Genomic DNA, 13,195 nt, shown 5'->3' with positions numbered 1-13,195 from the left:
TGGGGGCGCCCCGCTGGCCGCCTCCCGGACACGCCTGAGCCCCGGCCGCGCGCCTCGCGAGAGGGGCGGCCGGGGCTCAGCAGACGGGTTCAGCCCTGGGCGTCCCGTGCCTGGTTCTCGAGGGCGCGACGCACGCCGTCGCGACCCTCGATCACGAGGCGCCTGAGCGCTGCGTGCGCGTCCGCATTGGCCTCGAGCCACGCATCGGCCTTGTCCTGGAGGCTGTCCATCCGTCCCGCCAGCTGCAGGGGGTACAGGCCCTCGATCAGGCCGGTGGCCATCTCGTTGGTCTTCTCCGTGTAGATGCGGCGGATCGACGCGAAGTACTCGTCGACGTAGGGCTCGAGGATCGTCACGTCGTTGACGTGGTTGAAGCCGGCGGTCGCCTCGAACTGCAGAGCGTTCGGCATGTCCTTCTCCGCGTTGATCAGCGCATCCCAGGCGGCCCGCTTGCCCGCCTCGGTGGGAAGCGCGGCCCGGGCGTGAGCCGCGCGTCGCTGTCCGGAGGCGGTCGCGTCCCGGGTGAGCTGGAGCTCGATCGCGATCTCGTCGGCCTTGCCGCCGACCACGAGGCCGATCAGCAGGTCCCACGCGAGGTCCGCGTCGATCTCGAGGCCGTCGAGGTGGAGCTTGTTGTCGAGCAGCCCCTCGAGACTTCCCATCTGGACCTCCGTGCACGCCAGCGACGCGAAGGCCTTGACCAGCTGGAGCTGCGTGTCGGAGCCGGCGTCGGACTCGATCGCGAGTCGCCACAGCGTCTCCGCCACGTGCTCGCATGCGGCCGCGGCGTGATCGGGGTGGACGTACAGCGCCAGCGTCGTCGACAGCTGGCGCAGCAGCACCATGACGGTCGTGGACTCGGTCTCGTGGGCGATCGAGTTCAACGCGAGGTCGATGAACTGCCGTGCCGGCATCTCGCCGTCGCGGGTCATGTCCCATGCGGCCGTCAGCACCATCGAGCGGGCCAGGGGGTCCGTGAAGCCGCTCACGTGCTCCACGGCCGTCGCGAGCGACTGCTCGTCCAGGCGCACCTTCGCGTACGCGAGGTCCTGGTCGTTGACCAGGATCAGCGCCGGACGGTGCTTGCCCACCAGCTCGGGGACCTCGGTGCGCTCGCCGCGCACATCGATCTCGACATAGAGCGAGCGCTCGAGGCTCGCGTTGCCGTGGTTGTCGACCACGACGTCGTAGCCGCCGATCCCCAGCCGGTGGGGGCGCTGCGTGGGCCACTGCTCGGGGACCTCCTGCAGCACGGCGAAGGCGGCGATGTCGTCGTGGGCGTCGACCTCGATCTGTGGGCGCAGCGTGGTGATGCCGGCCTTCTCGAGCCACACCTCGGACCACGCCGTGAGGTCGCGGCCGGAGGTGGCCTCCAGCTCGACGAGGAGGTCGCGCAGCGTGGTGTTGGAGTGGTGGTGCTTGCGGAAGTACTCGGCGACGCCGGCGAAGAACTCATCCTGGCCCACCCATGCGGCGAGCTGCTTGAGCACCGAGGCGCCCTTGGCGTAGGTGATGCCGTCGAAGTTGACCTCGACGTCCTCGAGGTCGGTGATGTCCGCCATGATCGGGTGCGTGCTGGGCAGCTGGTCCTGGCGTGCCGCCCACGTCTTCTCGAGCGAGTTGAACGTGACCCAGTTGTTCTTCCACTTGGTGGTCTCGACGGTGGCGACCGTGGACGCGTACTCCGCGAAGGACTCGTTGAGCCACAGGTCGTTCCACCACTTCATCGTGACGAGGTCCCCGAACCACATGTGCGCGAGCTCGTGCAGGACGGTGACGGTGCGGCGCTCGACGCGCGCCTGCGGCGGCTTGGAGCGGAACACGTAGTCCTCGAGGAAGGTGACGCAGCCGGCGTTCTCCATGGCGCCCGCGTTGAACTCCGGGACGAAGATCTGGTCGTACTTCTCGAAGGGGTAGTCCATCTGGAACTTCTCCTCGTAGAAGGAGAAGCCTGCCTGGGTGTCCGCGAGGATCACGTCGGAGTCGAGGAACGGCGCCAGGGCCTTGCGGCAGTAGACGTCGGCGCCGAGCGTGCCCTTGCGGGACTCGACGGTGCCCTCGACGCGGTGGTACGGGCCGGCCACGATGGCGGTCACGTAGCAGGGCAGGCGGGTGGTCTCGGAGAAGTCCCACCGCGCGACGCCGCGGTTGCGCCCGGCGTTGGAGACCGTTCCCTCGAGGGTGGTCTTGGTGCCGGGGTTGTTGCTCAGCACATGCCAGTGCTCCGGCGCGGTCACGGTGAAGGTGAAGGCGGCCTTGAGGTCGGGCTGCTCGAACACCGCGTAGACGCGGCGCGTGTCAGCGACCTCGAACTGGGAGTAGAGGTAGACCTCGCTGTCCTCCGGGTCGACGAACCGGTGCAGTCCCTCGCCAGTGTTCATGTACGCGCAGTCGGCGACCACGGTGAGCTCGTTGGAGTCCTGCAGGTTGTCCAGCGCGATGCGGCTGTCGACGTACGCGGTCGCCGGGTCGAGGCTCTCGCCGTTGAGGACGATGCTGTGGACGGTGGGCGCGATCAGGTCGATGAACGTCGACGCTCCTGCCGTGGCGGCGAAGCGCACGGTGGTGGTCGAGCGGAAGGTCTCCTCGGAGGTGGTGAGGTCGAGCTCGACGGCGTACGTCTCGGTGGAGACGATGGCGGCGCGGGCCTGTGCTTCCGCGCGGGTGAGGTTGGTACCTGGCATGCGCCGATTCTGTCACGGTCCAGCGGGGCTGCGCGGCCTGGCGCGTCTGCGCATGGGTGGCGGGTCTGGAGCCAGGCGCGGCCTCGGCGGGGCGAGCCTGCGCAGTGCGGCGGCGAGGGACGTCGTCCGCCCGTGTGGCGCATCGGCCCTGTGCCTGCTCTCGACGCCGCGCAGGCGCGCCAGCAGCAGCCAGAACTGGTGGGCTCCGCGCGCGGTGATGCGGGCCACGACGGAGCGCCCGTCGGTGCTGCTCCGCTCGCGCCGCACCAGGCCGTGCCTCTCCATGCGAGCGACCACCTGGGTGACGTTCGCGGCGGTGGTCCGGGTGTGCTCCGCGAGCGCGGACATGGCCAGCCCGCGCTTGGCCCACACCAGGTATTGGGCGTAGTGCGCCTGGACCGCCGTCATGACGAGGCCGTCCTGGATGGCGCGGCCCTGGCGCCGGCTCTCGCGCTCTGCGTGCCGCACCGCATCCATGAGGGGCGCATGGGTGGCGAGGTACCCGACCTCGAGTTCTCTCATGCTTCACACGTTAAGTACGTCGGGAACAGAGGCGACCTGGAGACAGGTCCCGCTGTGGACAGCCGATGCGACAGCACCGACGGGGGATGGCCGGCGCGGCCGTAGACTTCCGCGGTGACCCCGACCGACGACACCGCGCCACGCCGTCGCCGGCTCGTCGACCTCTCCCCACTGCGCGCGAGCCCAGCCTTCGCACGCCTGTGGTTCGGCGGCGCGATCGCCGGCGTCGGCGCGCAGATGTCCGTGGTCGCAGTGGGCCTGCAGATCTACGACATCACCGGCTCGAGCTTCGCGGTGGGGCTCGTAGGAGGGTTCGCCCTCATCCCCATGATCGTCGCGGGACTGTGGGGAGGGATGCTCGCGGACGTCTTCGACCGTCGCAGGCTGCTCATCGCATCGTCCATCGTGGCGTGGCTGTCGACGCTGGGCCTGGTGGCGCTCGCGACCTGGGACGCCCTGCTCGTCGCGGACGGTGCGCGGGCCGCCGTGTGGCCCTTCTACGTGGTCACGACCCTCAACGCTGTCGCTGCCACCATCTCCAGCACCACCCGCAGCGCGCTCGTGGGCCGCATCCTGCCCGCAGACCAGATCTCCCGTGCCGCGGCGCTCAACGGCATCGCGTTCGGCGCGACGCTCACCATCGGGCCGGCGCTGGCCGGAGTGCTCGCCGCCAGCATCGGCCTCGCATGGACCTTCGCCGTCGACGCGTTCCTGTTCACGTTCGGCTTCCTCGGAATCTGGATGCTGCCGGCGCTGCCACGACAGGGGGACACGGTGGTCGCAGGCTGGCCGGTGCTGAGGGAGGGGCTGAGCTTCCTCAAGCGCGCCCCCACCATCCGCATGAGCTTCGTGGTGGACATCGTCGCCATGACGTTCGGCCGCCCCTACGTGATCTTCCCGGCTCTCGGGGCGACGATCATCGGCGGCTCGTCCCTCACCGTGGGCGCCCTGACCGCCGCTGGAGCGGCGGGCACCATCCTCGCGAGCCTGTTCTCAGGCCCGGTGGCGCGCATCCACCGGCACGGTGTCGCCGTCGCCCGTGCGATCACCGTCTTCGGCGTCTTCGCCGCGCTGTTCGGGCTCGCCGTGGCCGTGATGGGGATGATCGAGCATCAGGCCGGCCCCGGCTGGAGCGGCATCTACTGGCCTGCGCTGATCCTGTGCGGCCTCGCGATGGTGGGCATGGGCGCCTCTGACGAGGCCAGCGCGATCTTCCGCCAGACCATGCTGATCCGCGCCGTTCCCGACGAGATGCGAGGCCGGCTCCAGGGCATCTTCATCGTCGTCGTCACGGGCGGGCCGCGCCTGGGAGACATGTACGCGGGCACGCTGGCCGTCGCGACTGCGCTGTGGTGCCCGCCGCTGCTGGGCGGGTTCGCGATCATCGGCCTCATCGCCGTGCTGACACGCGTGCGCAGCTCGCGCTCCGGAGCGGCCTTCCGCGACTACGACGACCGCCACCCGGTGGCCTAGCGCAGGCATACGATGGTCGCGGCCGGCGTTGACGCCGGCATCGCTCGACGGTGAGCGCCAGCCCCGCCCACCCTCGACGAAACGGCCCCCATGCCCCAGCTCAGTCCCGCCCGCTCCCGCCTGGCCCTGCTTGCCCTCGCGCTCGGTGGGTTCGGCATCGGCACCACCGAGTTCGTCGCGATGGGGCTGCTGCCGGACATCGCGCGCGATCTGATGCCGGCGCTGTGGGAGGCCGATCAGGAGGCGGCGATCGCCCGCGCGGGAATCGTCATCACGGCGTACGCGGTCGGCGTGGTCGTGGGAGCACCCACGATCGCTGCGGCCGCGGCTCGCTTCCCGCGCAAGGCGCTGCTGGTGTGGCTCACGGTGGCGTTCGCCCTCGGATCCGTCGCCTCGGCGCTCGCTCCCAGCTTCGAGACGGTCGTGCTGTTCCGCTTCCTGGCAGCCTTGCCGCACGGCGCGTTCTTCGGGGTCGCGGCGCTGGTCGCCGCCAGTCTGCTGGGCCCCGGCAAGCGTGGCCAGGCCGTGGCCTACGTGCTCGCGGGGCTGACCATCGCGAACGTCATCGGGGTGCCGTCGATCACCTGGCTGGGCCAGCAGACCTCGTGGCGAGTGGGATACCTCGCCGTCGCGGGCGTGTTCGTGCTGTGCGCCCTGGCGATCGTGGCGGCCGTCCCCGCCATGCCAGGAGACCCCGAGGCGACGATGCGTCGCGAGCTCGGCGCCTTCCGCCGCCCTGCGGTGTGGTTCGCGCTGCTCACGGGCGCGCTAGGCTTCGGCGGGCTCTTCGCCGTCTACACCTACGTGTCACCGCTCGCCACGGAGATCGCCGGTGCGCCCGAACGGTTCGTGCCCATCGCGCTCATCGTGCTGGGCATCGGCACGGCGATCGGCAACATCATTGGTGGCCGGCTCGCGGACCGCGGCGCCTTGCGAGCGATCTTCATCCTCTTTGGCGCCCTCGCTGCTTCGCTGCTCGCGCTGGCTCTCCTGGCCTCGACGCTTCCCGGCCTGCTGGCAGGGCTGTTCCTGGTGGGTCTCGCGGCGTCCGCGATCTCGCCGGCGATCCAGACCCGCCTGATGGACGTCGCAGGCGACGCCCAGACCATGGCGGCAGCCGTCAACCACTCCGCGCTCAACATGGGCAACTCGTTGGGCGCGTTCCTGGGTGGCGCGGTCATCGGCGCAGGGTGGGGCTACCTGGCGCCCACGTGGGTGGGGCTCGCCCTGGTGGTGCCCGGTGTGCTGTGCGCGCTCGCAGGGTGGGCGGTGACTCGCAGGGATCAGGTGGCGACCACGTCCGACGCGCGAGAGAACGGCGACGTCGAGCTCGACATGAGCGTGACTGCCTCTCCCGCGAGCCGCCCGTGAGGTGAGCGGGTCGCTGCCAGCGGGGACTCGTCAGGCGTCCACGGGACGCAGCACGCGGCACGGGTTCCCGGCCGCGACCACGCCCGCCGGGACGTCCTTGGTGACCACCGATCCGGCGCCGACCACGGCGCGAGCCCCCACGGTCACGCCCGGAAGCACGATGGCGCCCGCGCCGATCCACGCGTCGTCGTGGACCTCCACCGGCGCGACGGTCGTGATCTTGCGTCGGCGCGACCGGTGGTCGAGCTCGTGGCCGCCGGTGATGATCTGGACACGCGGGGCCAGGAGCACGTGATCACCGATCGTGATCGGGCCGTCGTCGATCAGCATGCACTCCATGTTGACGAGGCACTGTGAGCCGATGCGCACGTTGTCGCCGTAGGTCACGCGCAGCCCGGGGACCACGAACGAGCCGTCGCCGAACGCGGCGAACAGCTCACGAAGGACGGCGATCGCCGCGGGGATCCCCTGGGCGAGGGCGGCGGTGTACTCGGCGAGCAGACGCTGAGCGCGCGCCTGGCGTGCGAGCAGGGCGGGATCGGGTCCCCAGAACGGGTCGCCGTCGGCGCGCCTTTGCTCGTGAGTGCGCTGGTCGCTGTCCGTGACCAGGCCAGACTCGTCCTCCCAGGTGGCCTCGACGTCCGTCATCGCGTCTCCCCTCGACTCGCTCGAGGCTAGCAAGCAGGGACGATGCGCGCTCGTCAACCGGTGGGAGTGACGCCCAGGTAGATGGTCGCCGTCGCCTCACGCCCCTGGAGAGGGTTGGGGAACGTGACGACCTCGGCCGCCACGTCATCGAAGACGGTGCCAAGGATGTCGACGTACTCGGAATCCGGCGGGTCGTTGGACCACATGCCGTAGACGCCCCCTGGTGCGAGGCGTGACGCCACCGCGCGCATGCCCTCCAGGCCGTAGAACCCTGCGCTGCCGTCGTCGAGCACGTGACGCGGGGAGTGGTCGATGTCGAGCAGCACGGCGTCATAGCGTCGACTCGGATCCGACGGGTCGTACCCGCCCTCGTACGACAGTGCGAAGAAGTCCCCCTGCACGAACCGGCACCGCGCATCGGCCGTCATGACCTCTCCCAGCGGCACCAGTGCCTGCTCGTGCCACTCGATGACGGGCGCCAGCAGCTCGACCACGTCGAGTCGCGCGACCCGGATGTCCTGCAGCGCCGCGACAGCGGTGAAGCCCAGACCCAGTCCGCCCACGGCGACGGAGAGGCCATCGCGATCGAGCCGCGCCAGCGCCCGATGCGCGAGCTCGCGCTCGGCCACCGTGAACTGGCTGGACATCAGCCATTCGTCGCCCAGCTTGACCTCGAACACGTCCTCGCCGGTGACGGGATCCAGGCGGCGTCGCAGGCTCACCTCGCCGATGGGGGTGTCGCCCCAGCCCAGCTCCTCGAAGCGCGCGCTCACGGCGTCGCCTGCGATCCGTCGGCGCCGTCGAACCCTGCCTGGCGCCACGCCTCGTAGATGGTGAGCGCGGAGGCGTTCGACAGGTTGAGCGAGCGACGTCCCGCGAGCATGGGGATGCGGACACGATCCGTGATGCGCGCGTGAGCCATGGCCTCCTCGGGCAGGCCCGTGGGCTCGGGCCCGAAGAGCAGCACATCGTCCGGCTGGTACTCGATGTCCGTGTAGACGGTGCTCGCATGGGCCGTGAACGCGAAGACGCGCGCGCCGGGGAGCGCGCCCAGGAAGGCGTCGAACGAGGGGTGCACCGTGACCGTGGCGAGGTCGTGATAGTCCAGTCCGGCGCGACGCAGCTTGGGCTCGGACAGGTCGAATCCCAAGGGCTCGATCAGGTGCAGGTGGGAGCCGGTGACCGCGGACAGCCGGATGGCGGCACCGGTGTTCTCGGGGATGCGAGGCTCGTAGTAGGCGATGTGCGGGGCGGCGGACATGGGCCCATCCTCCCAGGCCCCACCGGGGCGTGAGGTGCGCGGCAGCGTCAGTGCGCGGCCGGGCGCAGCTTGGGTGACGCCAGGATCGCCACGAAGTGTCCGGCGAGCACCAGCGGGGTGACGATGACCAGTGCGATGAGCGTCCACCACAGCACGGGCGCGTCCACGAGTGCCTGCACGATGGCGGCGACCAGGATCACCTGCGTCATCTCCACCGAGTGGTAGATGCGGTGCAGCGGGATCACGTTGAAGGCCTGGCGCGCCAGGCGCAGGAGCGGTCGCGAGATCTCTCGCGCCTCGACGGAGTCCGGCACGCTCTTCATGCCGGACTTGCTGCGCGCAACGTGCACGGCGTCGTTGAGGACCTTGTTCATGAGCACCATGGAGCCCAGCAGCGCGCCGAGCGCGAGGGGCAGGGGGTCGCCCATGGTGATCGCGAGCGAGGCGCCCAGCGCGATCGGGATGCCGCCCTCGGTGGTGTAGTGCGCGATCTTGTCCAGGAACACGCCCCGGGGTCCCGAGGTGCCGCGCACGCGAGCGACCTCGCCGTCCGAGGCGTCCACCAGCATCTGCAGCTGTGCGAACACGGCGGCGAGGAGCGGGCCGGCGATGCTGGGGATGAACAGGGCCAGAGCCGCCATCCACCCCGTGACGATCACGCCCACCGTGACGGTGTCCGCGCTCAGTCCCATGGCCAGGAAGCGCTGCGTCAGGTAGGGCGACACGCGGCGCCAGTACAGCTGCGCGCTCCAGTGCTCGGCGGTGGCCCGCCCGCGAATGGTCTGGGGCTGGCCCACCCGACGGATGGTCTCCACGGACGGCACCGCGTCACCCGTGTGCTGAGGCTTGCGCGCGCGCAGACGCCGGGCTCCCTCGCCCAGGAGGTGCCCGCTGTCATGCACCGGCGTATGAATGGCCACCTCACGAGTCTACCAAGCCGTTCACCAAGTGTTCAGGGGGTCGTCAGCCAAATGTTGCCCAACCCCGCAGCGCGGCAGGCACGTCGCCGCGCCGGTCTACTCTGACGACATGACTCTGCCCGCCCCTGCCGGATCGCGCCGCGCAGCCATGGGAGGGCCCGGGCACGGACGCGGGGCGGCAGGCAGGGACGAGGCCGCTCAACGAGCGGTGAACGCCGAGGCCCCGGTGATCCCGCACCTGTGGAGCCGCGTCGCCGCGCTGTTTCGCCCCTACCGACCGCAGCTGATCCTGACGGCGGTGCTGGTGGTGATCACCGCATCGGCCGGCGTGATCCCCCCGCTGATCGTCGAGCGCATCTTCGACGACGCGCTGTTCCCCCAGGACGGCGGTGCGCCCGAGCTCGCGTTGCTGGTCGAGCTGGTGGCGCTCGCGATCGGCATCTTCCTGGCCACCGCGGCTCTGGGTGTGTGGCAGACCTACGTGACGGCCTCCGTGGGCAACAAGGTCACCGGGGACCTGCGCACGCGGCTGTTCGACACCCTGCAGTCGATGGACCTGGCCTTCTTCACGCGCACCAAGACCGGCGTGATCCAGTCGCGCCTGCAGAACGACGTGGGCGGCGTCAGCGGCGTGCTCACCACCTTCGTGTCGAGCATCGTCGGCAACTCGGTGACGGTGCTCGCCTCGCTGGTGGCGATGATCCTGCTGGACTGGCGGCTCACCCTGGTGGCGGTGGTGCTGATGCCGGTGCTGGTGCTGGTCCAGCGCCGCGTGGGCCAGGTGCGGGCACGCCTCGCCTCCCGGACTCAGGAGTCGCTGTCCGAGATGACGGCCATCACGCAGGAGACGCTGTCCGTGAGCGGGATCCTCCTGTCCAAGGTCTACAACCGGCAGCGACTCGAGTCGCAGCGCTACGGCGCGGAGAACGACAACCAGGTGGACCTGCAGGTGCGGCTGTCGATGTCGGGGCAGTGGTTCTTTGGCCTGGTGACGGTGATCATGAGCTCCGTCCCCGCCGTCATCTACCTCGTCGCAGGAGTGCTGATCGCTCGCGCGAGCGACCAGGGCGTCGAGCCCACCATCACCGCAGGCACGGTGGTCGCGTTCACCGCCATCCAGGCGCGGCTGCTCTTCCCGCTCATGGCGCTCATGCGGGTGGCGCTCGAGGTGCAGACCTCGCGCGCGCTGTTCGCCCGGATCTTCGAGTACGTGGACCTGGAGCCCGCCATCGTGGACGCGCCCGGGGCCATGGACGCCGCGGACGCGCCCGGACCGATGGGCGCGATCGAGTTCCGTGACGTGACCTTCCGCTATCCGGACGCGCGCGCCGACGGCACGCCCACCCTGGACGGCGTGAGCTTCACCGCGCAGCCAGGCACGACCGTCGCGTTCGTGGGCCCATCCGGCGCTGGCAAGACCACCGTGGTGTACCTCGCGGCCCGGCTGCACGAGGCCAGCGGGGGCCAGGTGCTGTTCGCGGGCGCCGACGTGCGCGACCTGACCCACGAGTCCATCGTCGAGCGCGTCGGGGTCGTGAGCCAGGAGACCTACCTGTTCCACGCCTCGATCGCGGAGAACCTGCGCTACGCCCGTCCGGACGCCACCGATGCGGAGCTGGTCGATGCCTGCCGCGCCGCCAACATCCACGAGCAGATCGAGCGCTTCGAGGACGGCTACGACACGGTGGTGGGAGAGCGCGGGTACCGGCTGTCCGGCGGCGAGAAGCAGCGCATCGCGATCGCTCGGGTGCTGCTCAAGGACCCGCCGGTGCTGCTGCTGGACGAGGCCACGAGCGCGCTGGACACGGTCAGCGAGCGCGTGGTGCAGGCGGCCCTGGACCGTGCCGCCCAGGGTCGCACCACCCTGGTGGTGGCGCATCGGCTCTCCACCATCGCGGACGCGGACGTGATCCACGTGGTCGACGGGGGGCGGATCGTGGAGTCGGGGACGGCGGCGGAGCTGATCGCCGCGGGCGGGCTGTACGCACGGCTCGCCGCCGAGCAGCGGGACTGACCGCACCCCGGTGACGGACGCAGAAGGGCGGGACCGGGCCTGAGCCCGATCCCGCCCTCTGTCTCGAAACGGTGTGGTCGACTACTGACCGCAGCCGCAGCTGCCTCCGCAGCATCCGCCAGCATTCTCGACGGTCGCCTGCGCGTCCTTGTCGATCAGGTCGATGCTCTGCTTCTCAGCCATAGATGCCTCCTCGCTTTCGGGGACAGCGCCACCGCGGCGCCTGAGCCCACTGTAACCCCTCGGATGCCGGGCCCCGCGCGGGCGCCGCGCCCGCGCATCGGTCGTCACCAGATGCTGACGCGCTCCTGCGGGGCCAGCCACAGCTCGTCGCCCTCGGTGACCTCGAACGCGTCGTACCACGCGTCCATGTTGCGCACGATGCCGTTGACGCGGAACTCGCTGGGGGAGTGCGGGTCCGTCGACAAGCGGGTGATGAGCGCCTCGGAGCGCGTCTTCATGCGCTCGGTGAGGGCGTAGCCGATGAAGAAGCGCTGCGTCGCGGTGAGGCCGTCCACCTCGGGCGCCTCCGCGATCGGGTGGCCCAGCGCGATCTCGTAGGCCTTGAGTGCGATCTCGACGCCGGCGAGGTCGCCGATGTTCTCTCCCACGGTGAGCGCGCCGTTGACGTGGTGCGAACCGTCGAGCTGGCGGGGCGAGTAGCCGTCGTACTGGGCGATGAGGGCGTTGGCGCGCTCCATGAACGCCGCGCGGTCCTCCTCGGTCCACCAGTCCTCGAGCGCACCCGTGCCGTTGTACTTCGAGCCCTGATCGTCGAAGCCGTGACCGATCTCGTGGCCGATGACGGAGCCGATGCCGCCATAGTTGACCGCGTTGTCCGCCTCCGGGTGGAAGAACGGCGGCTGCAGGATCGCCGCGGGGAACACGATCTCGTTGGCCATGGGCAGGTAGTAGGCGTTGACCGTCTGGGGCGTCATGAGCCACTCGGTGCGGTCCACCGGCCTGCCGATCTTGGACCACTCCCAGTCCTCCTCGAAGGCCGATGCGGCACGGACGTTGCCCACCAGGTCCTCCGCGGAGACCTCGAGGCCGCTGTAGTCGCGCCACTTCTCGGGGTAGCCGATCTTGGGCGTGAACTGCGCGAGCTTGTCGAGCGCTCGCTGACGGGTGGCGGGAGTCATCCAGGGGAGGGCGTCGATCGACACCCGGTAGGCCTCGATGAGGTTCGCGACCAGGCGATCCATCTGCTCCTTGTAGTCGGGCGGGAAGTGCTCCTTCACGTACTCCTGGCCCACCAGCTCGCCGGCCACCGACTCCACGAAGCCCACCCCGCGCTTCCACCGATCGCGCTGCTCGACGGCGCCGGACAGCACAGTTCCGTAGAACGAGAAGTTGGCCTTCGAGATCTCCTCGGTGAGGTACGGGGCGCGGCTGTTGACCACGCGCCAGCGCAAGTACTCCTGCCAGTCCTCGACCGAGGTCTGAGGCCACAGCGCGGAGAACGCCTCGAAGTAGCTGGGCTCGCCCGCGATCAGCAGGTCCTCCGCCGCCTCCGGGAGGTGGATCGCGTCCGCCCACGTGCGCCAGTCGAAGCCGGGGGCGTCCGCGGCCAGGCGCGCGAGCGTGGTGGGGTTGTGGGTGAGCTCCGCCTCGCGCGTCTTCACGACGTCCCAGTGGTGCTGAGCGAGCGCGGTCTCGAGCGCCAGGATGGAGGCGCCGGAGAACGGCACTCCGGTCAGCGCCGCCATGCGGTCCACGTGCTCGACGTACTTGGCGCGGGTGTCCGCGTGCGACTCCTCGCGGTAGTACGCCTCGTCCGGCAGCCCCAGGCCGTACTGGGCGAGGTAGACGACGTTGGCGTCAGGGTTGTTCTTGTCCGCGAACACGTAGTAGCCCACGGTGCCGCTCACGCCGGTGCGCTGCAGCGCGCCCATCGCCGCGGCGAGCGCCGAGTGGTCCTGGGCGCTCGCGATGAGGTCCAGATCCTCGGCCAGCGGCTGCGTCCCGAGCGCGTCCACGCGGTCGACGTCCATGAAGCTGCGGTACAGGGCCCCGATCTGGGAGTCGGGGTCCGCGGCCTCGATGATCGCGCGGGTGTGCTTCTCCGCCTCGTCGCGCAAGGTGTAGAAGCTGCCGTCCGCGGCGCGGTCGTCGGGGATCACGTGGGACTCCTCCCACGGCCCGCTCACGTAGCGGAAGAAGTCGTCGCCGGGGCGCACGGTGGGGGAGAACTCGGACCGGTCGATGCCTGAATGCGATGCCATGCCCACCACCCTAGGGCGGGCCGTGCATGCCTCCCGGCAGTTTCGCTCACGGCGTGCGCCGGGTGCTGGCAGGATGG

Annotated in this window: 10 protein-coding genes; 3 read left to right on the top strand and 7 right to left on the bottom strand. The window is 70.3% G+C overall.

All coding sequences use genetic code 11. From position 1 onward, the window contains the following. Positions 1-89: 89 nt before the first annotated feature. Positions 90-2,684 (bottom strand): aminopeptidase N, encoded by a 2,595-nt coding sequence (gene pepN, locus Dac01nite_RS00785; RefSeq protein WP_203652882.1) that lies wholly within the window; start codon positions 2,682-2,684, stop codon positions 90-92. 12 nt (positions 2,685-2,696) lie between these two features. Then, a complete protein-coding gene (locus tag Dac01nite_RS00780; RefSeq protein WP_203652881.1) occupies positions 2,697-3,206 on the bottom strand; it encodes a MarR family winged helix-turn-helix transcriptional regulator in 510 nt (169 codons plus the stop codon). Between the two features lie 114 nt (positions 3,207-3,320). On the opposite strand from Dac01nite_RS00780, the gene Dac01nite_RS00775 reads away from it, so the two are divergent. Both Dac01nite_RS00775 and Dac01nite_RS00770 read left to right on the top strand, forming a co-directional pair. Further along, positions 3,321-4,679, top strand: a complete 1,359-nt coding sequence (locus Dac01nite_RS00775) for an MFS transporter (protein ID WP_203652880.1) — start codon at positions 3,321-3,323, stop codon at positions 4,677-4,679. A 90-nt stretch (positions 4,680-4,769) separates the two neighbouring features. Continuing rightward, a complete protein-coding gene (locus Dac01nite_RS00770) occupies positions 4,770-6,050 on the top strand; it encodes an MFS transporter (protein ID WP_203652879.1) in 1,281 nt (426 codons plus the stop codon). Between the two features lie 30 nt (positions 6,051-6,080). Here the strand turns inward: Dac01nite_RS00770 and Dac01nite_RS00765 are convergent, their stop codons facing one another. The 4 genes from Dac01nite_RS00765 to Dac01nite_RS00750 are packed head-to-tail and all read right to left on the bottom strand — an operon-like array spanning position 6,081 to position 8,879. Continuing rightward, a complete protein-coding gene (locus tag Dac01nite_RS00765) occupies positions 6,081-6,698 on the bottom strand; it encodes a sugar O-acetyltransferase (RefSeq protein WP_203652878.1) in 618 nt (205 codons plus the stop codon). A 53-nt stretch (positions 6,699-6,751) separates the two neighbouring features. Then, the gene (locus Dac01nite_RS00760) at positions 6,752-7,471 is read right to left on the bottom strand and encodes a polyamine aminopropyltransferase (protein ID WP_203652877.1); all 720 of its coding nucleotides are present in this window, start codon (positions 7,469-7,471) and stop codon (positions 6,752-6,754) included. Beyond that, complete coding sequence (locus Dac01nite_RS00755; RefSeq protein ID WP_203652876.1) at positions 7,468-7,959, bottom strand: tRNA (cytidine(34)-2'-O)-methyltransferase; 492 nt, start codon at positions 7,957-7,959, stop codon at positions 7,468-7,470. The genes Dac01nite_RS00760 and Dac01nite_RS00755 overlap by 4 nt, the downstream gene beginning before the upstream one ends. Positions 7,960-8,006: 47 nt before the next feature. Continuing rightward, a complete protein-coding gene (locus Dac01nite_RS00750; RefSeq protein WP_203652875.1) occupies positions 8,007-8,879 on the bottom strand; it encodes a CDP-alcohol phosphatidyltransferase family protein in 873 nt (290 codons plus the stop codon). Between the two features lie 148 nt (positions 8,880-9,027). Here Dac01nite_RS00750 and Dac01nite_RS00745 point away from each other — a divergent pair, with 148 nt between their 5' ends. Beyond that, the gene (locus Dac01nite_RS00745) at positions 9,028-10,893 is read left to right on the top strand and encodes an ABC transporter ATP-binding protein (RefSeq protein ID WP_203653718.1); all 1,866 of its coding nucleotides are present in this window, start codon (positions 9,028-9,030) and stop codon (positions 10,891-10,893) included. Positions 10,894-11,180: 287 nt separating this feature from the next. Here Dac01nite_RS00745 and Dac01nite_RS00740 read toward each other — a convergent pair whose 3' ends face one another. After that, complete coding sequence (locus tag Dac01nite_RS00740; protein WP_203652874.1) at positions 11,181-13,118, bottom strand: M13 family metallopeptidase; 1,938 nt, start codon at positions 13,116-13,118, stop codon at positions 11,181-11,183. Positions 13,119-13,195: the final 77 nt, after the last annotated feature.

The organism is Demequina activiva (assembly GCF_016862815.1).
Lineage (GTDB): Bacteria > Actinomycetota > Actinomycetes > Actinomycetales > Demequinaceae > Demequina > Demequina activiva.
The sequence above is the reverse complement of the archived record's forward strand: the minus strand, read 5'-3'. Positions and strand labels throughout refer to the sequence as shown.

Bases quoted from the DNA above. Each gene is read 5' to 3' on its own strand.
- Dac01nite_RS00780 (WP_203652881.1), bottom strand. From the start codon at position 3,206: ATGAGAGAACTCGAGGTCGGGTACCTCGCCACCCATGCGCCCCTCATG.
- Dac01nite_RS00740 (WP_203652874.1), bottom strand. From the start codon at position 13,118: ATGGCATCGCATTCAGGCATCGACCGGTCCGAGTTCTCCCCCACCGTG.
- Dac01nite_RS00765 (WP_203652878.1), bottom strand. From the start codon at position 6,698: ATGACGGACGTCGAGGCCACCTGGGAGGACGAGTCTGGCCTGGTCACG.
- Dac01nite_RS00770 (WP_203652879.1), top strand. From the start codon at position 4,770: ATGCCCCAGCTCAGTCCCGCCCGCTCCCGCCTGGCCCTGCTTGCCCTC.
- pepN (WP_203652882.1), bottom strand. From the start codon at position 2,684: ATGCCAGGTACCAACCTCACCCGCGCGGAAGCACAGGCCCGCGCCGCC.
- Dac01nite_RS00745 (WP_203653718.1), top strand. From the start codon at position 9,028: ATGGGAGGGCCCGGGCACGGACGCGGGGCGGCAGGCAGGGACGAGGCC.
- Dac01nite_RS00755 (WP_203652876.1), bottom strand. From the start codon at position 7,959: ATGTCCGCCGCCCCGCACATCGCCTACTACGAGCCTCGCATCCCCGAG.